The sequence below is a fragment of the Embleya sp. NBC_00896 genome, assembly GCF_045207785.1.
GTDB lineage: Bacteria > Actinomycetota > Actinomycetes > Streptomycetales > Streptomycetaceae > Embleya.
In genome coordinates this window covers 6,123,972-6,144,452 of sequence record NZ_CP108776.1, presented here as the reverse complement: position 1 = coordinate 6,144,452, position 20,481 = coordinate 6,123,972, and the positions used below count along the sequence as shown (strand labels likewise).

At 70.5% G+C, this 20,481-nt stretch carries 21 protein-coding genes and 1 pseudogene; 14 read left to right on the top strand and 8 right to left on the bottom strand.

Going from position 1 to position 20,481, the window contains the following annotated elements; genetic code table 11:
- Positions 1 to 30: 30 nt before the first annotated feature.
- Positions 31 to 1,518 carry an MFS transporter gene (locus tag OG928_RS27850; protein WP_406288663.1) on the bottom strand — a complete coding sequence of 496 codons (1,488 nt, stop codon included), beginning with the start codon at positions 1,516 to 1,518 and terminating at the stop codon, positions 31 to 33.
- Positions 1,519 to 1,708: 190 nt separating this feature from the next.
- On the opposite strand from OG928_RS27850, the gene OG928_RS27845 reads away from it, so the two are divergent.
- Positions 1,709 to 2,188 carry a MarR family winged helix-turn-helix transcriptional regulator gene (locus tag OG928_RS27845; RefSeq protein WP_406288661.1) on the top strand — a complete coding sequence of 160 codons (480 nt, stop codon included), beginning with the start codon at positions 1,709 to 1,711 and terminating at the stop codon, positions 2,186 to 2,188.
- 55 nt (positions 2,189 to 2,243) lie between these two features.
- The gene (locus tag OG928_RS27840; RefSeq protein WP_406288659.1) at positions 2,244 to 3,173 is read left to right on the top strand and encodes a phosphotransferase; all 930 of its coding nucleotides are present in this window, start codon (positions 2,244 to 2,246) and stop codon (positions 3,171 to 3,173) included.
- 86 nt (positions 3,174 to 3,259) lie between these two features.
- Here OG928_RS27840 and OG928_RS27835 read toward each other — a convergent pair whose 3' ends face one another.
- Positions 3,260 to 3,826 carry a cupin domain-containing protein gene (locus OG928_RS27835; protein ID WP_406288656.1) on the bottom strand — a complete coding sequence of 189 codons (567 nt, stop codon included), beginning with the start codon at positions 3,824 to 3,826 and terminating at the stop codon, positions 3,260 to 3,262.
- 491 nt (positions 3,827 to 4,317) lie between these two features.
- Between OG928_RS27835 and OG928_RS27830 the strand changes: the two genes are divergently transcribed.
- From OG928_RS27830 to OG928_RS27800, 7 genes are all read left to right on the top strand, one after another.
- On the top strand, positions 4,318 to 4,941 hold the full coding sequence (locus OG928_RS27830; protein ID WP_406288654.1) for a thermostable hemolysin: 624 nt from the start codon (positions 4,318 to 4,320) through the stop codon (positions 4,939 to 4,941).
- Positions 4,942 to 4,944: 3 nt separating this feature from the next.
- Positions 4,945 to 6,531: an AMP-binding protein gene (locus tag OG928_RS27825; RefSeq protein ID WP_406288652.1), complete on the top strand. Its 1,587-nt coding sequence runs from the start codon at positions 4,945 to 4,947 to the stop codon at positions 6,529 to 6,531.
- Positions 6,528 to 7,433: a TauD/TfdA family dioxygenase gene (locus tag OG928_RS27820; protein ID WP_406288650.1), complete on the top strand. Its 906-nt coding sequence runs from the start codon at positions 6,528 to 6,530 to the stop codon at positions 7,431 to 7,433. The genes OG928_RS27825 and OG928_RS27820 overlap by 4 nt, the downstream gene beginning before the upstream one ends.
- A 77-nt stretch (positions 7,434 to 7,510) precedes the next feature.
- Positions 7,511 to 8,500, top strand: a complete 990-nt coding sequence (locus OG928_RS27815) for a diiron oxygenase (protein WP_406288648.1) — start codon at positions 7,511 to 7,513, stop codon at positions 8,498 to 8,500.
- Positions 8,472 to 8,909, top strand: coding sequence for a darcynin family protein (locus OG928_RS27810; protein ID WP_406291267.1), 438 nt, complete (start codon positions 8,472 to 8,474; stop codon positions 8,907 to 8,909). Before OG928_RS27815 ends, OG928_RS27810 begins: the two co-directional genes overlap by 29 nt.
- A complete protein-coding gene (locus tag OG928_RS27805; RefSeq protein WP_406288645.1) occupies positions 8,906 to 9,247 on the top strand; it encodes a darcynin family protein in 342 nt (113 codons plus the stop codon). Before OG928_RS27810 ends, OG928_RS27805 begins: the two co-directional genes overlap by 4 nt.
- Positions 9,248 to 9,308: 61 nt before the next feature.
- Positions 9,309 to 9,983: an O-methyltransferase gene (locus OG928_RS27800; protein ID WP_406288643.1), complete on the top strand. Its 675-nt coding sequence runs from the start codon at positions 9,309 to 9,311 to the stop codon at positions 9,981 to 9,983.
- A 63-nt stretch (positions 9,984 to 10,046) separates the two neighbouring features.
- Here OG928_RS27800 and OG928_RS27795 read toward each other — a convergent pair whose 3' ends face one another.
- Positions 10,047 to 10,817, bottom strand: a complete 771-nt coding sequence (locus OG928_RS27795) for a TetR/AcrR family transcriptional regulator (protein WP_406288640.1) — start codon at positions 10,815 to 10,817, stop codon at positions 10,047 to 10,049.
- Positions 10,818 to 10,927: 110 nt separating this feature from the next.
- Between OG928_RS27795 and OG928_RS27790 the strand changes: the two genes are divergently transcribed.
- Both OG928_RS27790 and OG928_RS27785 read left to right on the top strand, forming a co-directional pair.
- Positions 10,928 to 12,514, top strand: a complete 1,587-nt coding sequence (locus OG928_RS27790; RefSeq protein WP_406288637.1) for an MFS transporter — start codon at positions 10,928 to 10,930, stop codon at positions 12,512 to 12,514.
- The gene (locus OG928_RS27785; protein ID WP_406288634.1) at positions 12,511 to 13,017 is read left to right on the top strand and encodes a DUF1707 domain-containing protein; all 507 of its coding nucleotides are present in this window, start codon (positions 12,511 to 12,513) and stop codon (positions 13,015 to 13,017) included. The genes OG928_RS27790 and OG928_RS27785 overlap by 4 nt, the downstream gene beginning before the upstream one ends.
- Positions 13,018 to 13,023: 6 nt before the next feature.
- Here OG928_RS27785 and OG928_RS27780 read toward each other — a convergent pair whose 3' ends face one another.
- Both OG928_RS27780 and OG928_RS27775 read right to left on the bottom strand, forming a co-directional pair.
- Entirely contained in the window at positions 13,024 to 13,170 is a 147-nt protein-coding gene (locus OG928_RS27780; RefSeq protein WP_406291337.1) for a hypothetical protein, read from the bottom strand.
- 62 nt (positions 13,171 to 13,232) lie between these two features.
- Positions 13,233 to 13,439: pseudogene (locus OG928_RS27775) on the bottom strand (LLM class flavin-dependent oxidoreductase); the annotation flags it as partial.
- Here OG928_RS27775 and OG928_RS27770 point away from each other — a divergent pair.
- Positions 13,438 to 13,560, top strand: coding sequence for a hypothetical protein (locus OG928_RS27770; RefSeq protein WP_406288632.1), 123 nt, complete (start codon positions 13,438 to 13,440; stop codon positions 13,558 to 13,560). The pseudogene OG928_RS27775 and the gene OG928_RS27770 overlap by 2 nt on opposite strands.
- A 58-nt stretch (positions 13,561 to 13,618) precedes the next feature.
- On the opposite strand, the gene OG928_RS27765 is transcribed toward OG928_RS27770, so the two are convergent.
- Positions 13,619 to 14,968, bottom strand: coding sequence for a lysine N(6)-hydroxylase/L-ornithine N(5)-oxygenase family protein (locus tag OG928_RS27765; protein ID WP_406288630.1), 1,350 nt, complete (start codon positions 14,966 to 14,968; stop codon positions 13,619 to 13,621).
- A 778-nt stretch (positions 14,969 to 15,746) separates the two neighbouring features.
- Positions 15,747 to 16,403: a TetR/AcrR family transcriptional regulator gene (locus tag OG928_RS27760; protein WP_406288628.1), complete on the bottom strand. Its 657-nt coding sequence runs from the start codon at positions 16,401 to 16,403 to the stop codon at positions 15,747 to 15,749.
- Between the two features lie 117 nt (positions 16,404 to 16,520).
- Here OG928_RS27760 and OG928_RS27755 point away from each other — a divergent pair, with 117 nt between their 5' ends.
- The gene (locus OG928_RS27755; RefSeq protein ID WP_406288626.1) at positions 16,521 to 18,281 is read left to right on the top strand and encodes a CDGSH iron-sulfur domain-containing protein; all 1,761 of its coding nucleotides are present in this window, start codon (positions 16,521 to 16,523) and stop codon (positions 18,279 to 18,281) included.
- Between the two features lie 170 nt (positions 18,282 to 18,451).
- Positions 18,452 to 19,327, top strand: coding sequence for an SAM-dependent methyltransferase (locus OG928_RS27750; RefSeq protein WP_406288623.1), 876 nt, complete (start codon positions 18,452 to 18,454; stop codon positions 19,325 to 19,327).
- A gap of 93 nt (positions 19,328 to 19,420) precedes the next feature.
- Here the strand turns inward: OG928_RS27750 and OG928_RS27745 are convergent, their stop codons facing one another.
- Positions 19,421 to 20,425 carry an EamA family transporter gene (locus OG928_RS27745; protein ID WP_406288620.1) on the bottom strand — a complete coding sequence of 335 codons (1,005 nt, stop codon included), beginning with the start codon at positions 20,423 to 20,425 and terminating at the stop codon, positions 19,421 to 19,423.
- Positions 20,426 to 20,481 lie beyond the last annotated feature (56 nt).

Here is a 20,481-nt window from a genome sequence, read left to right as displayed (position 1 = left end):
CAGGGCGGGTCCGGCGGGGCGGGTCGTTCGTCAGGCGTTCACGGGCTGCTGCCGGTCCGGGATGGACACCGCCACCGGTTCGGCCCTTGCGGGTACCCGCTTGAGGCCGAGCAACGCCACCGCGACGACCAGGACGAGCATCCCGCCGGCGATCACGAAGCTCAGCGTGAACTGGCTCTCGGCCGGGATCGGCGGGAGGCCCGCGGGCAGCCCGGCGACCGACTTGGACGCGAGCAGCGTGGTGATCACCGCGCTCGCGATGGAGCTGCCGACGCTGCGCGAAATGGAGTTGATGCCGTTCGCGATGCCGGTCTGATGGTGCGGCACGTTGGCCACGATCAGCGCGGGCATCGCCGCGTACCCGAACGAGATCGAGATGCCGGTGAGCATGCCCGCCAGGATCACCGACGCGGTCGCGCCGTGCCCGAACGCGAGCCACGCGAAGCCGGCCACGCCGACCACGGAACCGATGGCGAGCGTCACGCGCGCGCCGATCCTGCCCACCAGGACGCCGCCGCCGGGGGCCGCGAGCAGCGAGATCAGCGCGCCGGGGAGGAGGTACTCGACCGAGGCCCGCAGGACGGACGCGCCGAAGCCGTACCCGGCCACCCGCTCGGGCATCTGGACGAGGTAGGAGATGCCGATGAACTGGCTGAACGCCGCGAAGCCGACGAACAGGCCGGCCAGGTTGGTCAGCAGGACCGGGCGGTGCACGAACATCCGCAGGTCCACCAGCGGGTCGGTGACCCGGCGCTCGACCATGGTCCACACGAAGCCCATCACGACGGCGCCGACGAAGGCGCCGATGGTCCGGCCGGAGGCCCAACCCCACTCGTGCCCCTGCGAGATGCCCAGGAGCAGCAGCACCAGGAACGCGCCCAGGGTGGCCGCGCCGAGGAGGTCGATCCGGCCGCCGGCCTTGGCCCGGCTCGCGGGGACGCGGAAGAGCACCGCGGCCAGGGCGACCGCGGACAGGATCGCGGAGAACCAGAAGACGAGGTGGTAGTTCGGGTCGTCGCCGCGGGTCAGCAGCCCGGTGGCCACCAGCGAGAGCCCGCTGCCGAACGCGAGCGTGCCGCTGATCAGCGACATCGCGCCGGGCAGCTTCTCGACCGGCAGTTCCTCGCGGATGATCGACAGCGCCAGCGGGAAGATCGCGGTCGCGGCGCCCTGGAGCACCCGGCCCAGGATCAGCAGCGGCAGCGAGGACGTCGCCGCGGCCAGCACGGACCCGGCGATCATCACGATCAGCACGCCGACCAGGGTCGGCTTCTTGCCGTGCTGGTCACCGAAGCGGCCGAGCAGCGGCGTGAAGACGGCGGCGGACAGCAGCGTGGCGGTGGTCACCCAGCCGACACCGGCGGGCGTGGTGCCCAGCTCTTGCTGGAGCAGGCCGAGGATCGGGATGACCTGGGTCTGCGCCATCGCGACGACCATGGCGGCCAGGCCGAGGGCGAGGATCAGCGGGGCGCCGGATCGTCGCGTGTCGGCGACGGCGCCGGGCGGGGTGGGGCTCACGGAGGTGCACTTCCTTCGGGGCGGCGGGGAACGTGTCCGCGGTACGGCTCGGGCGGGTTTCGCAATGCTTGATGTGCACGATGGTTGAAGTCTTCAAGCAATACGACGGGAGACGACCGTAGACACTCGAAAATTGCTACGTCAAGTTCAAAGGTTGAAGTCCTCAACCTTTTTGCGTTAACTTGGGGACATGAGCAGCACCACGGGTACGGACTCGACCCCGGGCGCCATCGGCGCCGACCCCGCCGCGCCGAGCACCGCCCAGATCATGGACTCCATGGCCGCGGTGGGCACCGCCTACTTCCACGACTTCGCCGCGGTCGTCAGCCGGCACGGCCTGACCTCGGTACAGGCCAAGACCCTGTCCCTGCTCCGCCGCCCACTCCCGATGCGCGGCCTCGCCGATCGGCTGGTCTGCGACGCGTCCAACGTCACCGGCATCGTCGACCGGCTGGAATCGCGCGGCCTGGTCCGACGCGAGCCCAACCCCACCGACCGCCGGGTCAAGAACGTGGTGGCCACGGAGGAGGGCCACGCCACGATCCGCCGGATCCGCGAGGAGATGCAGACCACCCGCGACGCCCTGGACGGCCTGACCCTGGAGGAGCGCGCGGGCCTGTACGCCCTCCTACAGCGGCTCCGCCCGGCCATGGAGGCCCCGCACAGCTGAGCGCCGCGCGGAAAGGCGGTTGCGGCACCGAGCGGACACCGGCCAGGCTCCTCCCGTGAACGACTTCCCCGCCGCCGAGACCGAGGACCGGTACAGGGCGATCGACAAGGACCTGTTGCGACCGGCCGTGCTCGCGTTGTGCGCGCGGCTCGGGCTGTCCACCGCGTCGGTCGTGGCCTTCGAGACCGGGTCGCTGCCCGTGTACGCCGTCGGGGACGACCACGTCCTCAAGCTGTACCCACCGGTCTACGCGCACGAGCTGACCATCGAGAGCACCGCGCTCGGCGCCGTCGCGGGCCGGCTGCCGATCCCCACCCCGGGCGTGCGCGCCACCGGTGTCCACCGGGGTTGGGGCTACCTCCTCATGGACCGCCTGCACGGCGAGAGCCTGCTCGACGCGTGGCCGCGCGTCCCGACCGCCGAGCGGGTCCGACTGATGTCGCGGCTGGGAACGGCCCTCGCGCGGTTGCACGCCGTGCCGCCACCGGAGCTCGACCCGCCGCACTGGTCGACGTTCCTGACCGAGCGGCGCGGCGGCTGCGTCGAGGCGCAGCGCGCGCACGGCCTGGCCGAGTCCTGGCTCACGCAGATCCCCGACTTCCTCGACGGGGTCGACCTGCCGCCGTCCCCGAGCGTGCTCCTGCACACCGAGTTCATGCCCGTACACGTCCTGGTCCGCGAGCACTCCGGCGGCTGGACGCCCACCGGCCTGTTCGACTTCGAACCCGCGATGCGCGGCCCGCGCGAATACGACCTGGTCGCGGTCGGCCTGTTCATCACCCGCGGCGACCCGCGCCTGATGCGCGCGTTCGTGACCGCCTACGGGTACCACCCGCACGAACTCCCTGCGCTGCCGCGGATCGTGATGGCGTACGCGCTCCTGCACGTCCAGGCGAACCTGCCCTGGTTCCTCCGCGAGACCCCACCCCCGCCCGGCACCGACACCCTGGACGCACTCGCCGAGCACTGGTTCGGCATCACATGAGGCCGCCCCGCATGAGGCCCCGCGTGAGCCCCGCGTGAGGCGGCCCCGCCCATGACGAACGACGTGTCATGGGTAGTTCGGCCGATTCACGACCCGGCGACTCGGTCCGCGTTCGCCGCTCGGCGGTGGGTGAAGCGGTAGCCGCAGGCCAGGCCGAGTGGCGCCAGTAGGGTGCACAGGGCCATGTCGACGGCGAACGGGCGTGGGCCGGAGACGCGGTACTCGTTGCGGAACGCGAGGGCGAGCAGGGCGACTTGGAGCGTCGGCCGGCCGTCCGGGGTGAGCTTGCCCTCCTCGGACAGGCTCCACAGGGTCTCGAAGACCCGCTCCGTGCGCAGCGCGGGACTGGTCCGCCAACGTACGACGGTGCGTTCGGTGCCCGGGTTCCACAGCGTGTGCTTGACGCCGGGCGGTATATCCACGATCTCCCCCGGCGCGTAGACGCTCTCCTCGCCGTCCATCACCACCAGGAGTTCACCGGACAGGATCCGCATGTGCTCGCGCTGCTTCGGATGCGTGTGCACGGGCGGCCGGTTGACCACGGGCCCGTAGTCCACCTCGACCTCCACGTAGGAACCCCCGGTATCCGCCGAGGTCTTGTGGAACGTGAGCCGATCGTTTCCCATCCGCAGCGTGTCGCCGGCACGAGCCATGACAGTCCCCCTCGGAGGCGTATGTGGTCGCCCCAGCCTAGCCACAGAATGCCGTTCGCGATCGGTTCATGTTCGATCGTTGTTCGGTGTCAATCCCGGCGCGGATCTTCCGACCCGTGACCATCCCGAATCCTGATCATCTTATTGACCTATGCGTGCAGGTTTCTTTGTTTCTTCTTGGTCTTATTTTCGGACCGGTGACCCACGGCAACGCTCAGTTCGTGATTCAGTACTGACATCGGGGCGGTTGGGATCGGGGGAGCAGCGAGGCACGCGAGTGCAGCGAGGCACCGAAGAACACGAACGGCGATCGTTCAAAGGCGCAACTTCGAACGAACGTCGCTCCGGGGGGGTTGGCTCGGCGGGGGTGGGCGTCGGCACGACATCGACGAACGCACCCACGCTCGGGCCGTCCTTCCGTGCCCCGTACGGCGCGCCGACCCGCTGGACGCAGCGGATCCATTCGAAGCGTTTCTCCCGAAGGGGGAGCCATGTCGCCTGGAGTCATCGCACGGAGAGAACATCCACTGTGGCGGGCCGCGGCCCGACTGGCCCGAACGACCTTCCGCGAGCAGTACGGGGCGTACATCGACCCCTCACCGGACCTGTTCGCGATCCTGCGTGAGGACGTGCACGACCCCCGTGATCCGATCGGATTGCACGGCGCGGTCGCCGGCCTGACCTTCGCGGGCACGGACACCCTGGTGTCCGAGTACTACCTGGACGACAGCCTGGAGTCGCTGCTCGTCCCGCTGATCGGTGAGCAGTTGCAGCGCTCGGAGATCTGCGAGATCAACTCGCTCGCCTCCACCAGCCGGGGCTCGGGGGCGCAACTCCTGGGCATGATGCCCACGTTGGCGTGGTGCAACGGGGCCAAGGCGGCGATCTTCACCGCCACCGGCCGGCTCGCGGGCACCCTGCCGCGCTACGGGATCGACTTCCGGCCGCTGGTCGCGGCCACCGAGGCCGCCCTGCCGGCTCGCCTCAAGGGCGGCTGGGGAACCTACTACGACAAGAAGCCGGTCGTCGGCTACGTCGACCTCAGGCATGTCGGCGACTCGCTGATGTCGCTGTCCGGACGCCGGTCGAACACCCCAGTACAGGCGGGGGTGTAGCCCGTGCTGAGCGTCGAACAAGGGCTGAACCGGCCCGAGTACCGAGACCGTGCGCTGATCGAGGTCGTCGACCGGGCCGGCCGCGCCGAATGCACGTACACCTACGGGCAGATCCGCGATCTGCGCAATCGACTCGCCGAGCGGCTGGACCATCCGCCGGGCACCGTGGTCGGCCTGGTCGCCGGCAACACCCCCGACTGGGTGGTCGCCGACCTCGCGCTGCTGGCTCGGGATCTCGTCGAGGTCCCCGTCCCGCTCGCGTTCTCCGCCGAGCAGGCCGAGTCGCTGTTGCGCGGCACGGCGGTATGCCTGGTGGACGAGCAGGGCGAGGCGCGCGTGCGCGCGTGGGGCCTGGCCGAGGGTCGCGAACTGGTGCGGATCGCCCAGGACTTCACCGGTGAGGCCGCGCCGCCGGCGCACCGCGCCGATCCCGTCGTCGACCGGGCAGGGGCGGCCGACGACGTGGTGAAGGTGATCCACACATCCGGCACCACGGGAGTGCCCAAGGGCGTTCGCATCCGCCGGGCCGGCATCGAGGCGCTGCTGGACGCGCTCGCGGAGGTGTTGCCGACCGGCATCTTCGACCGCTACCTCTCGCTGGTGCCGTTCAGTCTGCTCATCGAGCAGATAGCCGCCGTCTACCAGCCGATCCGGGTCGGCGGCACGCTCGTGCTGCTGCCCCGGGACGCCGCGTTGCTCGGCACCGCCGGTTCGCGCGCGGAGGAGGCGTTGGAGTGGCTGCGCGGCACCCGGGCCACCGCCGCCGTGCTGCCCCCGGCCGTGGTCTCGGTCCTGGACAAGGCCGCCGCGAACGCCGGGGACGACCCGGTGCGAACGCTCTTCGCCGCCACCACCCCGCCGTTCCTGCTCGCGGGCGGGGCGCCGGTGGACCCGAGCGCCCTGGAGCGGCTCGGCGCGCTGGGCATCGACGTGTACGAGGGATACGGGCTCAGCGAGAACAGCTCGGTCGTGTCCTGGAACCGGCCGAGCGAGAACGCCCCCGGAACGGTGGGCCGGCCGCTGCCGCACTGCGAGGTGCGGATCGGCCCGGAGGACGAACTGCTGGTCCGTTCCGCGTCGTTGTTCGCGGGTTACACGGTCGAGGACCCGACCAGTCGGCCGTTGGACGAGGACGGTTGGCTGCACACCGGCGACCGGGCCTCGATCGACGAGCACGGTCGGATCAGGATCCTCGGCCGGCTGAAGAACATGATCATCACCAGTCACGGCCGCAACGTCTCGCCGGAGTGGGTCGAGGGCCGGTTGCGATCGTGCCCCCGGGTCCGCGACTGCGTGGTCTTCGGGGACGGCCTCGAACACCTCGTGGTCGTGGTGCTCGCCGATCCCGGCGCGACGCCGGACGCGCGTTGGGCGGATGCCGTCCGCGACGAGGTGTCCGACTTCGCCGCCCGCGCGCTGGCCGAGACCGACCGGCCCGAACGGGTGCTCGTCGTCGCCGACGACGCGGCATTGCGGGCCCGCTATTTCACCGTGACCGGACGGCCGCGCCGCGACCTGCTGTTCACCGAACTGGTCGCACCCGAACTTCTCGCCCTGGCAAGCGCCGACAACTCAGGAGAGCGCCGATGACCACCGGGCTTCCCGCGTCCCTCCGCCCCCTGGGCGCCGGCACCGCGGCCCTGCTCACCCCCGAGGCACCGAGCGTCGGGATCCTCGACACGGCGGCCCACCTGGTGCCGCTGCTGGCCCGCACCGGGTACGTGCTGCTGCGCGACTTCGCACCGACCCTGGACGACTTCAACGCCCTGGTCCGCACCTGCAGCGCGCGGATCACCCTGGACCCGGCCCGCGCGTTCTACGGCGACGCGGCCCAGATGGTCGACTCGGGCCACGACCCGATCGGCCTGCACATCGAGAACGGCGCCACGCCGTACCCGCCGGACCTGCTGTGGTTCCACTGCGTCACCGCGGCCGACTCGGGCTCGCAGACGACGGTGTGCGACGGGCAACTCCTCGCGGAGGCCCTCGACGTGGAAACGCTCGACCTGTTCCGGCGGCAGCGGATCGTGTTCTCCCGCCGCGTGCCCGCGGAGCTGTGGCGCCGCTTCGTCGCCTTCGGTCTCGACGACGGCCGGTCGCCGGACGAGATCGGCGCCGCCGACCTGCACGCGCTGACCGGCGCGCACGACGTGGAGATCACCGTCCACCCCGACGACTCGATCACCTACGCCCACGCGACATACGGGGCGCATCCCTCGCGGTGGTCGACCGAGATCGCCTGGGCCAACAGCCTGTTCGGCCCCTCGTACAACTACGAGACCCCGGACATCCGCTTCGAGGACGGGTCGCCGATCCCGAAGGACGTCCTGGCCGAGATCGCCGAGGTCGCCGAGCGGGTGACCGAGGAGGTGCTCTGGCAGAGCGGCGACGTCCTGCTGATCGACAACTCCCGGGTCATGCACGGGCGTCGGGCGATCACCGACCCCCGGCGCACGATCGTCAACGCGCAGAGCTTCGCCCCGGCGAACTGAGCGCTCCCCGCGCACGGCGGCGGCACCGGCGCCGTGCGCACCCGCACCATCCCGATCACCAGCGATCAGAGGTGTTCATGTCTACTGCCCCGATATCCGGAACGGATGTGCACGGCGACCGCGAACTACGCGACCGGCTCGGCGGGATCATGGCGCTCGCGCACGTCAACACCTTCCACCCGAACGCCTTCGTGTGGCCCCAGGCGGTGACCCCGGAGAACCTGGAGTACCTGTCGGTCGTCGCTTACGGCGACCCCGGGCACGAACGCGAGGCGATCGCCTACGTCGTCAAGGAGCTGGCCCAACTCGCCGAGATCGAACGGCACGTGAGCGCCACGATGGCGCTCATCCTCAGCGAGATGCCGCTCCACCCGGGGCTCGGCGAGTTGTCCGAGGGCTACGAACTGCACCACGCGCTCTCGTGCTTCGCGGCCGAGGAACTGCACCACGCCAACACCTTCTTCCGCTACGTCCGAGAGATCTCCGGCTTCGAACCGCGGCTGCCGGACAGCCGATTCGGCGAGCGGTTGAGCGTCTTCCAGCAGGACGACCACCCGTGGGTCAAGCTGATCGCGCTGTGCGCCTCGGCCTACGTCGGCGAATCGGTGATCACCGTGTTCGAGCGGCGGACCGACCGGCTCGACCCCGACCGGCGCTACTTCGTCACCCGACTGCTGCACCTGCACGGGCTGGACGAGGCCCGGCACATCAAGGTCGACCACATCGTCATGCGCGAGCTGTACTCCCGGCTCAGCACCGAACAGCGGGCCCGCACCCGCGAACTCCTGACCGCCATCGAGACGCTCAACTCCCGGCTCGCCGACGACTTCACCACCTTGATCGGCAAGCTCACCGGGGTGGACATCGCCGAGGTGCCGGCCTACCGGATGCAGATGGCGATCACCCGGAGCTTCGCGGAGCGGCTGTTCGACGACGACGGCAATCCGCGCACGGCCGACGAACTGCTGAACGACGAACTGCGGCAGCTGATCCACGACTTCTCCGGCGCCGAGCACGTGCACACCCCGCGCCGAGGCGATCTGCCGGCGCCGCGCACCGACATCTGAACAGTCCCGCCCACCACCCCGAGTCACCACGACGGTAGCTCCCGGAGGACCGATGAAGACCACGATCGTCCTGCTCACCAGCTTCTCCCGCACGTGGCACGCGCTGGACCCGGCCGACCGCCGCAAGATCGAGGAGGAGCATCTGCAGCCCCTCGTCGGCCGCTACGCGGACCGGCTCTCGATCCGCTTCTTCAACAGCCTCGGCTTCGACCCGCGCTTCTCGCACATGGTCGTGATCGAGGCCGCCGATCTCCGGGACTACTACTTCTTCATCGAGGAGTTCCGGGACAACCACCTGCTCGCGCAGGGATTCGTGACGATCGAGCGGATCATCCTCGGCTACGAGGACGGCTACCCGCAGTTCGACGCGGCCGAGGACGCGCGCGCCGGAGCGGGGGTGCCGGCATGACCTACACGATCCTGCTCACGCTGGAGTTCGCGCCGTCCTGGCTGGCGCTCAGCCGCGACGAGCGCAAGAGCTACCGGGGCGCGCACGTGCTGCCGATCTTCGGCAAGTACGCCGACCGGGTCGGTGCGCGACTGTTCGACAACGAGTCCTTCCACGCCGATTTCTCGGACTCCATCCTGCTGGAGACCGAGCATCTGGAGTACTACTTCCTGCTCGCCGAGGAGCTGCGGGACTGCCCGCTGCTCACCGAGGGCCACGTACGCGTGCTGGAGTCGTTCATCAGCGTCGAGAACGGCTTCCGGACCGTCCCCGAGGCGGCCGCCGCGCTCGCCCGGTGACGCCACGATCGCACCACCATCGGCACCACTTCGCACCGAACCACGAGAAAAGGAAACAACCGTGACGCTGACCATCGACTCCCCCGCCGTCGCCGGCGTGATCGACAAGCTCTTCGCCACCGAGGAGGCGCAGAACGAGGAACTCGAGGAGCGGGTCTCGGAGTTGGCGGGCGCCCAGCTCACCTTCGACCATGATCTGTGCGAGGCGCTCACCGACGTCCTGCTCGCGGTGGACCGCAACGTCGGGCGGTTCCTGTACACGCTCGTGCGCAGCCACAAGGCCGTCAACGTGGTCGAGTTCGGCACCTCGTTCGGCGTGTCGGCGCTGCACCTGGCGGCCGGCCTGCGCGACAACGGCGGCGGCCGGCTGGTCACCGCCGAGATCCAGCAGAACAAGGCCGAAGCGGCCAGGAACCACCTGGACGCGGCCGGCCTCGGCGATCTGGTGGACATCCGGGTCGGGGACGCGCTCGAAACCCTGCGCGACGTCGACGGGCCGATCGACCTGGTGCTGCTCGACGGCTGGCCGAACGTCTACCTGCCGGTGCTCAAGCTGCTCGAACCCCACCTTCGGCCGGGCGCCGTGGTGCTCGCCGACGACCTGCCGCAGGGCGGGCCCGTACCGCCGGAGCCGCTGCGCGAGTTCTACGCGTACGTGCGCGACCCGCGCAACGGGTACGCGACCGTGGCGCTGACCCTCGGGGACGGCGTGGAGTATTGCGTGCGGGTGGCCTGACCCCGATGAACGCGGTGCGCCGGGCCGGGACGCGAGTGCGTCCGGGCCCGGCGCACCGGCACGTCACGGTCGAGGAATCCCGGCCAGGCCCCGGACGAAGATGTCCAGGCCGAACTCGATCCTGGCCTTGCGGTCGCCGCTGATCATGTGCGGCATCAGCGCGATCAGGGTCGGGAACCGCTCCTTGGGCAGCGAACCGATCACCTCGCCCAGATACGCCTGCGCCATCGCCATCGGGTCCTCGCCCTCCTCGGCCCGGGACAGGTACAGCGCCGCCTCGTAGACGTCGGCCGAGATGTAGAGCTGGAGCACGTCGAGCACCCACGCGCACGCCTGTTCGGGCACGCCGCCGCCGCGCATGATGGCCAGCAGCCCCTCGCTGATCCGCAGCGCGTTCGGCCCCGAGGGAATCGCGGCCAACACCGCCCGCCCGAGGTCCGCGTGCGAGGCCAGGACCTCGCGGAACTCCAGCACCACCTCCTTGAGCTGGGCCTGCCAGCGCTCGGGGTCCGGCGTCGGGATCCGCACCTCGCCGAGCACGTGGTCGAGCACCAGTTCGAGCAGCTCCTCCTTGCTCGATACATGCACGTAGAGCGACGCGGGGCCGGTGTCCAACTCGTCGGCGACCCTGCGCATGCTCACCGCCTCGAGCCCTCCGTCGTCGAGCACGGCCAGCGCGGCCTCCACGATCGACGCCTGACTCAGCGGCGGCCGCACGGGCCTGGCGCGGCGGCGTCGCCACGGTGGGGTGGGGAGTTCCGGCACACCGGTGCCGGCGCTCGCCGGCGGCTGGCCGGCGGCGGCTCTGGGCCGGGTCCGCGACGTTTTCGCCATCTGTAGCCGTCCTGTGTCGATCGAGGGTTGCGAACAGCGTAGTTGACACGAACACTGACAGATGAAAGAACAGCGATCGTTGGAACGAACGACATTCGTAAGGAGTTGAAATGGACGCACTCGCCAAGCCGACGGCATCGCCACCGGTGGAGGACCCGTCGCCGTATCGGTGGCGATGGGCGGCACTCGCGGTCGTATTGCTGGCCGAGACCATGGATCTGCTCGACTCGACGATCATCGGGGTGGCCGCCCCGTCGGTCCGGGCGGACCTCGGCGGCGGCTCGACCGCGCTCCAGTGGATCGCCGCCGCGTACACGCTCGCGTTCGCGGTCGGCCTGATCACCGGCGGTCGGCTCGGCGACATCGTGGGCCGGCGCCGGATGTTCCTGATCGGCCTCGGCGGATTCACCCTCACGTCGGCGCTGTGCGCCCTCGCGCCGTCGATCGGGTTCCTGATCGCCGTCCGCGCGATTCAGGGCCTGTTCGCCGCGCTGACCATCCCGCAGACCTACTCCGTGGTGGTGTCGGTGTTCGCACCGGCCGAGCGGGGCAAGGCGTTCGGCGCGTTCGGTCCGGTGATGGCGCTGGCCTCGGTCGGCGGCCCGATCGTCGCGGGCGCGCTGATCAAGGCGGACCTCGCGGGCACCGGCTGGCGGGCGATCTTCCTGATCAACGTGCCGCTCGGGCTGATCGCGATCTGGGGCGCGCTGCGCTACGTGCCCGAATCGCGCGCCGAGCAGCGGCCCCGACTGGACCCGGTGGGCATGGTCCTGGTCTCGGTCGCCGCCCTGCTGCTGATCTACCCGCTGGTCCAGGGCCGCGAATCCGACTGGCCCGCCTGGACGTTCGTGTCGATGGGCGCGGCGCTGCCGGTGCTCCTCGTCTTCGCGTGGTGGGAGAAGCGGGTGGCCGGCGCGGGCGGGTCCCCGCTCGTGGTGCCGAGCCTGATCGCCAAGCGCGCCTTCAGCGGCAGCCTCGCGGTGGGCATCGTGTTCTTCGCCGCGATGAACGGTTTGCTGCTGGTCTTCGGCCTGTTCCTACAGATCGGGCTCGGCTGGACGGCGATCCACGCCGGCCTCGCCTCGACGCCGATCGCCGTGGGCGTGGTGATCGGCGCGCTGTCGGCCGGCGCCGTGCTGGTCCCGCGCTTCGGGCGCACCGTGCTGCACGCGGGCGCCGTGGTGATGGCCGCGGGGGTCGCGGCGATGTCGTTGACACTGCATTCGGTCGGTGCCGACGTCGGCGCGTGGCAGCTGATGCCGTCCCTGGTGGTCACCGGCATCGGGATGGGCCTGCTGCTGGCCCCGTTCTTCGACATCGCGCTGGCGAGCGTCGAGGACCACGAGACCGGCTCCGCCTCGGGCGTGCTCAACGCCAACCAGCAGCTCGGCGCCACGCTGGGGGTGGCGATCCTGGGCACGCTGTTCTTCGACGCGGTGGGCGACTCGGGCAGCACGAACCACGCGGGCGCGTACGCCGACGCGATGGAGCGGACGTTGTGGGTGGTCGTGGGTGGGCTCCTGCTCGTGGTCCTGGTCGCGTTCCTGCTGCCGCGTCGGCCGCGGGACGAGGAGCCGGTACCGACGACGGACCCGGTCGCGCCGGACGCGGCGGCCGGACCCGTGGGCGAAGCGCCGTCCACACCGCGGGATTCGGCCGCTTCGCCGGCCACGAAGCAGATGGGGGCAGTTCGATGACGAACGACATCGAGATCGCGGTCCACGAGGCCGAGCGCGACGCGGCGGCGGCGTTCCTCGCCGAGCACTACGCCCTCGGCACCCTGGAGATCGCCGACCTGGACAGCCGCCTGGCCGGCGTCTTCACCGCCGAGACCGGCGCGGAACTGGCCGCCGCGACAGCCGGGCTGGCCAAGCTGCCGAACGACCCGGACCGGCCGGCCGAGCCCGCCGAGCGGCGACGCGGCACAAGCCGGTCGGAGCGGCACGCCCGCCACGACCGACAGGGTCGCGAGGAGCGGCGGGAACGCCACTCGCGGACGGATCGGCACGAGCACGGCCGCGGCCGGCACCACGGCCGCGGCGGCCGTTACAAGCAGGCCGTACTGCTGCTCGTCCTGATCGCGCTGTGCCTGCGCGTCGACGCGCACGCCGTGCAGATCCTCGCCGTACTGCTCGTCGTCGCGGCCGCCGTCCGCTTCCGCCGGCATCACCACACCCACCGGGGCCACCGCACGGGCTGAGCCGGTTCAGCGGATCCCGTAGCTCTTGGCGTAGTGGTCCAGGGTGGTCAGCACCTCGTCCCGGGTGGTGTGCGGGACGGTCAACAGCACCTCGTCGATGCCCGAGTCCCGGTAGTCGTCGATCTCCCGGGACGAAGGGGGAAGCCGCCGCACGGAATCACCCGCAACGCGCCCGGGTCGCGGCCGGCCCGTTCGACCGCCGCCCGCACACGCGGCAGGCCCTGGGCCACGGCCGGGCCGCCCACCGGCAGCCAGCCGTCGGCGTACTCCGCGATGTGCCGGCACAGGACCGGCCCACCGAATCCGCCGAGCAGGATCGGGGGGCCGCCCGGCGCGACCGGTTTCGGCCACATCCGGCTCGGCTGGAACCGGACGAACTCGCCCGCGTAGGAGGCGACCCCCTTCGTCCACAACTCCCGCATGGCCAGCACCCGTTCGCGCGACATCAACGCCGCCTGCCAACACATCGCGGTCCAGGACCGCGTCCTGGAGACGGTCGGCGAACTGCGCCTCGGCGGCGACCCGATGTCGCCGTTCCTGTAGGGCATGTCACCGGGAGCGGCCCGTCGGCATCGCCGACGGGCCGCTCCCGGGTGCGCGGTCACACCGTTTCGCCGACGTCCTCCATCGGGCGGGCCGAGGCCCGCTCACGCTCGTGCTCCGCGCGCCGCCGGACGATGGACTCGGCGATCTCGCCGCTGCGGACCGCGAGGTTCGACAGCAGGGACGAGGTCAGCCCGTGGGTGTGTTCGCTGCCGCCCTGAAGGTAGATGCCGCAGGGCAGTTCGGGCGTGGTCACCAGGCGATAGTCGCGGGTCAACCGGTGCCGGCCGGCGGCGTCGCGCAGGCAGTACCGATCGAGCTCGCCGAGCAGGCCGGTCGGCTCCATGACGTCGTACCCGGTGGCGAAGACCAGTGCGTCCACGTCCAGTTCCGGCGAATCGTCGTCGAGCAGCGAACGCAGCAGGACCCGCGTCTCGTTGCCGGCCCGCTTGACGTCCTCGACCCTGGTCAGGTTGAGGAAGTGCAGACGCTTGGTGTTGCGCACCTCTTCCTCGTACGAGCGCCGGTAGAGGTCCCGGATGACCTCGTCGTCGACGACCGAGTAGTTCGTGTTGCTGTGGTAGCGCCAGAACGCCTCGCGCGTCCGGTCGGTCCCGAAGTAGTAGTCGTCGACCGCACCGGGATCGAACACCTGGTTCGCGAAGGGGGTGTCGTCCGCGACGGAGTAGCCGTAGGACGGGATGATCGCGGAGACCCGTGCGTCCGGGAGCGAGTCGTACAGGAACCGGGTGATCTCGGCCGCGCTCTGACCGGCCCCGACCACCGCCACACTCTTGAGGTCGTGGGGGTTCATCCTGCTGTACTTCTCCAGGAACTCCGAGCTGTGCCAGACGCGTTCATCGCGCGACACGCCCTTCGGCATGCGCGGGACCAGGCCCGTCGAGATGGCCACGTTGCGCGCGTCGACCCGCCTGGTGCCGGACCCGGTTCGGATCTCGAGCCGCAGACACTCCGGAGAGCCGGCCCCGGCCTCCGCCGGCAGTCGGATCGCGGTGACCTGCGAGTCGTAGGCGACGCGGTCGGTGAAGCACGCTCCGGCCCATTCCAGGTACTGGTGGAATTCCTGGCGGGTCGGAAAGAAGTCCTGGTTGTTGACGAATTGCGGCAGTCGGCCCGATGCGTGCAGATACGAGACGAAGCTGAACCGCGAGACCGGGTTGCGGAAGGTGGCCAGATCCTTCAGGAAGGAGATCTGCATGGTCGCCGACGGCAGCAGCATGTTGCGGTGCCAGCCGAACGAGGGCTGCCGCTCGAAGAACGCGGCCCGGACCCCGACCGGGTCCGCCGAATCGGCCCGATGCTCGTCCAGAGCGATGGCGAGCGACAGATTGGACGGGCCGAATCCGATGCCCACCACGTCGTAGATCTCACGTTCACTGATACCCATAGAAAACTCTCCCGCTAGCGTGGCGGCGACAGGGACTTCCGTATATTCGACGGGTCGGTCACGAAAACCGAAGAGGATCCTGATCGGGAATCGAGATAACTCTCGTCAGGCACGCTGCCGATGATCTCGCATGGTGCGCACATCTCGACCGGAAGTCCGGGAGAAACGCATTCGGTATTGCCCTGGAGAGCACCGCAGCATCAACGTAGAGGGCTCGGGGAGAGCTTTACAAGAGGCGCGGTACGCGCGCCGCCCGGACGCCGACCGCCGTCCTGCCGACAGGACAGCGCCCGGATCGCTCCGGAGCCGACCGCGCCCAGCCGAGGCACCGATGGCGTCGGCGGCTCGGAGCCCTGCCGTGAGCCGGGTCGCCGAAAGGGTGGGTTCCCGATGCTCGTTCCCTCCCACTGCGCGAACCCGACAGTTCGTGAATGGCCGATCCGATCCGCGGTAATCCATTGGCACTCCAGGTACAACGGCAGTTCCCAGGATGACCCGCTCTCACGCGTCTGCCGGTGATTTCCGCCCCGGAGGATGACCGTCGAATGGACCGACGATCTTTTTTCGGGTGTCGTACTGCCGGGACCCGTGAACCGGGCGAATCCGCACCGGATCGGGAAGTGAATCCGCTGGGAAACGAATCATGAATGGTGCGGAAAAGGCGTGAGCGCCGCAGCGCGCGGTGATCGGAGCGATCCCGCGGGCGCGCCACGAGACGAGGACCTCGTCGGCCGCCCGGTGACCGACGAGGTCCTCGTCTCGTGGCGCCACGCTTGCGTCAGACCTGGTCGGCGGGCCGATCCGGATGCGGCGGCTTGCCGTCGGCGCCACCGGCGCCGCTCCGAGCCGGGACCGTGCCGCCCATCGCGCGCCACACCAGCGCCGCCGTGCGCCGAGGCCAGTCCGCCGGGGCCGGGGCGCCGGCGAGTTCACGGCCGTACCAGGCCCCCGTGCACATGGTGAGGGCGATCTCCAGATCGGCGTCGGGGTCGATGTGCCCCAGGAGCCGGGCGGCCTCGAAGGCGGCCAGGAGGCGGGCCCGGCGCGGCGCGATCACCCGGGCGCGATAGCGGGCGCGCAGGTCGGGGTCGGTGGTGTCCTGCAACATCGTGCCGACCAGCGAGAGTCGGCCGGGCCGGGAGACGCCGCGTTCGAAGTCGACGAGTTCGGCCACCAGCGTCGAGAACGGGTCCTCGGCGGTGACGTCGACGCCGTCCTCCGCCCCTAGCTCCGCGACCACCGCCGCGGCGAGTTCGGCCTTGCCGGCCCAGCGGCGGTACAGGGCCTGCCGGGTGGTGCCCGCCTCCTGGGCGACGGCCGCGATCGACATCGCGGCGTAGCCGTCCCGGGACAGGTGGCGGCGCGCGGCCGCCAGGATCCGGGCGTCGATCGCACTGTCCCGGGCCCGACCGGAGCCGCGATTGACTCTTTCCATTTCAATACACTCCTGTATTGTTTCGGATCAGCAACGCACCGAGACAGGGGTATCGAGCGTGACAATCGTGTTCAACCGTTCCATCATCCCGCCGGTCGGACCCACGGGCGGCACCCCGTGACCGGCACGCCGATCGAGGCGCGTTTGCGGGATGTCCTGACTCGCGCGCGCGTCCTGGACCGGGATCTCACCGGCCTGATGACCGATGTGACCGCCGCCGAGCCACTGCGCGACTCGGTGCTCCGCCCGCTGACCGAGGCCCTGGTGACGGTCGGCGGCAACGCCGAGACCGGTTCGGACGAACCGGCCGAGACCGGGGATCCGGCGGACCGGGTGTGGGATCTCGCAAAGGACGTCACCCGCCTGCGCGTCGAGCCCGACCTGCCGCTCGGCGTCCACGAGGCCGCCGCCGCACTCCAGCACCTGGCCTGGCTGTTCACCGAGGACGACGACGCCCGAACCGCCCGGGTCGCCGAGCTGGCCGAGATCCAGGCCGGGTTGCCCCCGCGGATCCAGGTGGCGCCGAACGGACCGTACCTGGTCACCAACGCGAGCCGGGTCACCGACCGACTCGGCGAGACGATCCATGTCCTCCCGCAGACCGCCCTGTGCCGGTGCGGCGAGTCCGACACGAAGCCGCTGTGCGACGGCAGCCACGCCCGGATCGGCTTCAGCGGCGCCAAGGAGGACGGTCGGGTCCCCGACGACCGCCAGGAATACCCGGGCAACCCGGTCACCGTCACCGACAACCGCGGGCTCTGCGCGCACTCGGGACTGTGTACGGACCGGCTCTCGTCGGTGTTCCGGCAGAAGGAGGAGCCGTTCGTGGCGCCCTCCGGCGGCCGGATGGACGAGATCGTCCGGACCGTACGGGCCTGCCCCTCCGGCGCGCTGGGCCACCTGCTCGACGGGCAACAACCCCCGCCGCAACAGCGCGAACCGGCGATCGAGGTGTCCCTGGACGGTCCGTACCGGATCACCGGCGGCATCCCGCTGGTGGACGCGGACGGCGCGCCCGAACCGCGCGACGCCGGCGCGTCGACCGAGCACTACAGCCTGTGTCGGTGCGGCCATTCGCGGAACAAGCCGTTCTGTAGCGGGATGCACTGGTACGTCGGCTTCGCCGATCCGCCGCCGTCCGCCGAACCGACCCTGTACGAATGGGCCGGCGGGCTGCCCGCGCTGACCCGCATGACGCACATCTTCTACGACAAGTACGTCCCGCAAGACCCGTTGCTGGCACCGCTGTTCGCCCGAATGGCGCCCGATCACCCCGAGCGCGTCGCGGCCTGGCTGGTCGAGACGTTCGGCGGCCCCAAGCTCTACACCGAGCAGTACGGCGGCTACGACCACATGGTCGCCGAGCACGCGGGCAAGGCGCTGAAGGAGGAGTGGCGGGCCCGCTGGGCCCAGTTGATCAGCCGCGCGGCCGACGACGCGGGGCTGCCCACCGACGCCGAGTTCCGGGCGGCCTTCGCCGGCTACGTCGAGTGGGGCTCGCGGATCGCGGTGGAGAACTCCCAGCCGGGCGCCACCCCGCCGCCGCACATGCCCGTCCCCCGCTGGTGGTGGGTGTGCGGTGCCACGCCCGGCGCCCGCGTCTCCGCCCTCGCCCCCACCCCGGAGCAACCCGTGACCGAACTGCCCGCCGAGAACGAGCCGATCGGCTTCGCGGCGCACATCCAACCGCTGTTTCGCGAGATGGACCGCAAGTCGATGAGCTTCATGTTCGACCTGTGGTCGCACGACGACGTGACCACGCACGCCGAGGCGATCCTGGCCCGCCTGCGCCAGGGCACGATGCCGTGCGACGGCGCCTGGCCGGCCGAGCGCGTCGACGCCTTCGCCCGCTGGATCGCCGAGGGCAATCCGGCATAGCGCCGATCGGGGGCGGGCCGGCGGCGACATTCGGTCGCCACCGGCCCGCGGTTCGTCCGCGGCCACCGGTCGAGGCAATTCTGCGACAGCGCCACAGGGTTCACCTGAACGGCGGATGGACACAGTAGTCTCGGCAGGAGTACGGAATCGGTTGTGTGGAGGGTACGAACGTGACACCCATACCAGCGGAGGACGCGGGCGACGGCGACGGGAAGGCTTGGCGCCTGCCCCGTCTCGACGAGGTGGAGAACCACGCTCCCACCCGAATCGACACGAGCATCCCGCACACCGCACGGATCTACGACTACCTGCTCGGCGGCAAGAACAACTTCGCGGTCGACCGCGCGGCGGCGGACGCGATCGTCGCCACGATCCCCGATCTGCCGGTCACCCTCCAGCTCAATCGACTCTTCCTGCGCCGCTCCGTCCGGTACGCCGCGCGTCGGGGCATCCGGCAGTTCCTGGACATCGGTACGGGCATCCCGACCGCCGGCAACACGCACGAGGCGGCACACGAGATCGCCCCCGACGCGCGAGTGGCCTACGTCGACAACGACCCGATCGTGCTCGTGCACGGGCGCGCGCTGATGACCGACGGCGGCCCGGGCAGGACCACCTTCACCCAGGCCGATCTGCGCTCGCCCAAGGACATCCTGTCCTCGCCCCAGGTGCTGGAGGTCATCGACTTCGGCGAGCCCGTCGCGCTGATGCTGGTGGCGATCCTGCATTTCATCAAGGACGACGAGAACCCGCGGGAGATCATCGCCGAGCTCCGGGCCGCGCTGCCCTCCGGCAGCATGCTGCTGATGTCGCACGCCTCGTTCGACGCCAACCCGAACCAGGGCCGCGCGGGCGCCGACGGCTGGAAGAACGCCTCCGCCGAGATGAACATGCGCAGCTACGACGACATCCTGGCCATGTTCGACGGCTTCGACCTGGTCGAGCCCGGCCTGCGGACGCACTGGAACCCGGACGCCGAGCCGGAAGAGCCGCTGGACGCGGTCGAGAACGTCTGGGGCTATGGAGCCGTCGGCATCAAACCCTGACCCGCGCCCGACCGACACCCCGCCCATCACGCTCGGCTCGACGACTCGGGCTCCGTGGGCCGGGTGGGCGGGTGTCGGTATGGGAGGGACCGGTCAGCGGGCGGGTTCGGTCGGCGTGGTCGCGCGCTCCGGGGCGAGCGACCCGCGCTCTCCCGGCGCGCTCTTCGGGTCGGGTGGCACCGGGGCCGGCGCCGCAGGCCGTTTGCGGAAGCGGCCGCCCACGATGAGCACGACCGAGACCACGATCACCGCGCCGCCGAGGTAGACGTTCGGGCCGATCGACTCGCGGCCGATCAGCGCGCCGAGCAGGACCGCGATCACCGGGTTGACGTACGCGTAGGTGGCGACCGTGTCGTTCGGGAGTGTGGCGTTGGCGTACACGTACGCGCTGAAGGCGACCATCGAGCCGGCGAGGATCAACCAGGTCAGGCCGAGCCAGGAAGCCGTGGAGATGTCGGCGACCACCACGCGCCCCGGTTCGCCGCGCACCGTCGCGATCACGAGCAGGACCACGCCCGCCGCGATCATCTCGATCGACGTCGTCAGCAACGGATGCCTCGGCAGCGGTGCGCCGCGCGCGTACACCGAGCCGGCCGCCCACAACACCGACGCGATCAGGATCAGCACCACCGAGCCCACGTGCACGTCACCGCCGGGCCCGCCGACCAGGACGGCGATCCCGATCGTGCCCAGAAGCAGCGCGAACACCACCGAGGCGGAGATCCGGGTGCGCGTCACGATCGCGTTGATCAGCACCATCCAGACCGGCACGGTCGCCACGATCAGCGCCGCGAGCCCCGAGTCGAGGTGCTGTTCGGCGACGCTGACCAGGCCGTTGCCGCCGACCAGGAGCAGGCAGCCGATGATCGCGGCGGACCGCAGATGCGGCCACGTCGGGCGGTCCGCGCCGCGCGCGTGGCGCGGGGCGACGAACGCGAACATCAGCAGCCCCGCGACCAGGAACCTGACGCCGGCGGCGAGCATCGGCGGGATCGTCTCGACGGTGTACCGAATGCCCAGGTAGGTCGAGCCCCAGACGATCCAGACGATGCCAAGGGCGATCCAGGGCAGCCATCGATTCCTCTCTTGAAGAGCCAAAGTAGCCCTCGAACCTTCTTAAGTGAGGTGGATTTGCTGAATACCTCTGTAGATTA

Bases quoted from the DNA above. Each gene is read 5' to 3' on its own strand.
- OG928_RS27790 (WP_406288637.1), top strand. From the start codon at position 10,928: ATGGACGCACTCGCCAAGCCGACGGCATCGCCACCGGTGGAGGACCCG.
- OG928_RS27805 (WP_406288645.1), top strand. From the start codon at position 8,906: ATGACCTACACGATCCTGCTCACGCTGGAGTTCGCGCCGTCCTGGCTG.
- OG928_RS27760 (WP_406288628.1), bottom strand. From the start codon at position 16,403: ATGGAAAGAGTCAATCGCGGCTCCGGTCGGGCCCGGGACAGTGCGATC.
- OG928_RS27785 (WP_406288634.1), top strand. From the start codon at position 12,511: ATGACGAACGACATCGAGATCGCGGTCCACGAGGCCGAGCGCGACGCG.
- OG928_RS27830 (WP_406288654.1), top strand. From the start codon at position 4,318: ATGTCGCCTGGAGTCATCGCACGGAGAGAACATCCACTGTGGCGGGCC.
- OG928_RS27795 (WP_406288640.1), bottom strand. From the start codon at position 10,817: ATGGCGAAAACGTCGCGGACCCGGCCCAGAGCCGCCGCCGGCCAGCCG.
- OG928_RS27845 (WP_406288661.1), top strand. From the start codon at position 1,709: ATGAGCAGCACCACGGGTACGGACTCGACCCCGGGCGCCATCGGCGCC.
- OG928_RS27765 (WP_406288630.1), bottom strand. From the start codon at position 14,968: ATGGGTATCAGTGAACGTGAGATCTACGACGTGGTGGGCATCGGATTC.
- OG928_RS27815 (WP_406288648.1), top strand. From the start codon at position 7,511: ATGTCTACTGCCCCGATATCCGGAACGGATGTGCACGGCGACCGCGAA.
- OG928_RS27835 (WP_406288656.1), bottom strand. From the start codon at position 3,826: ATGGCTCGTGCCGGCGACACGCTGCGGATGGGAAACGATCGGCTCACG.
- OG928_RS27820 (WP_406288650.1), top strand. From the start codon at position 6,528: ATGACCACCGGGCTTCCCGCGTCCCTCCGCCCCCTGGGCGCCGGCACC.
- OG928_RS27770 (WP_406288632.1), top strand. From the start codon at position 13,438: ATGGCCAGCACCCGTTCGCGCGACATCAACGCCGCCTGCCAACACATC.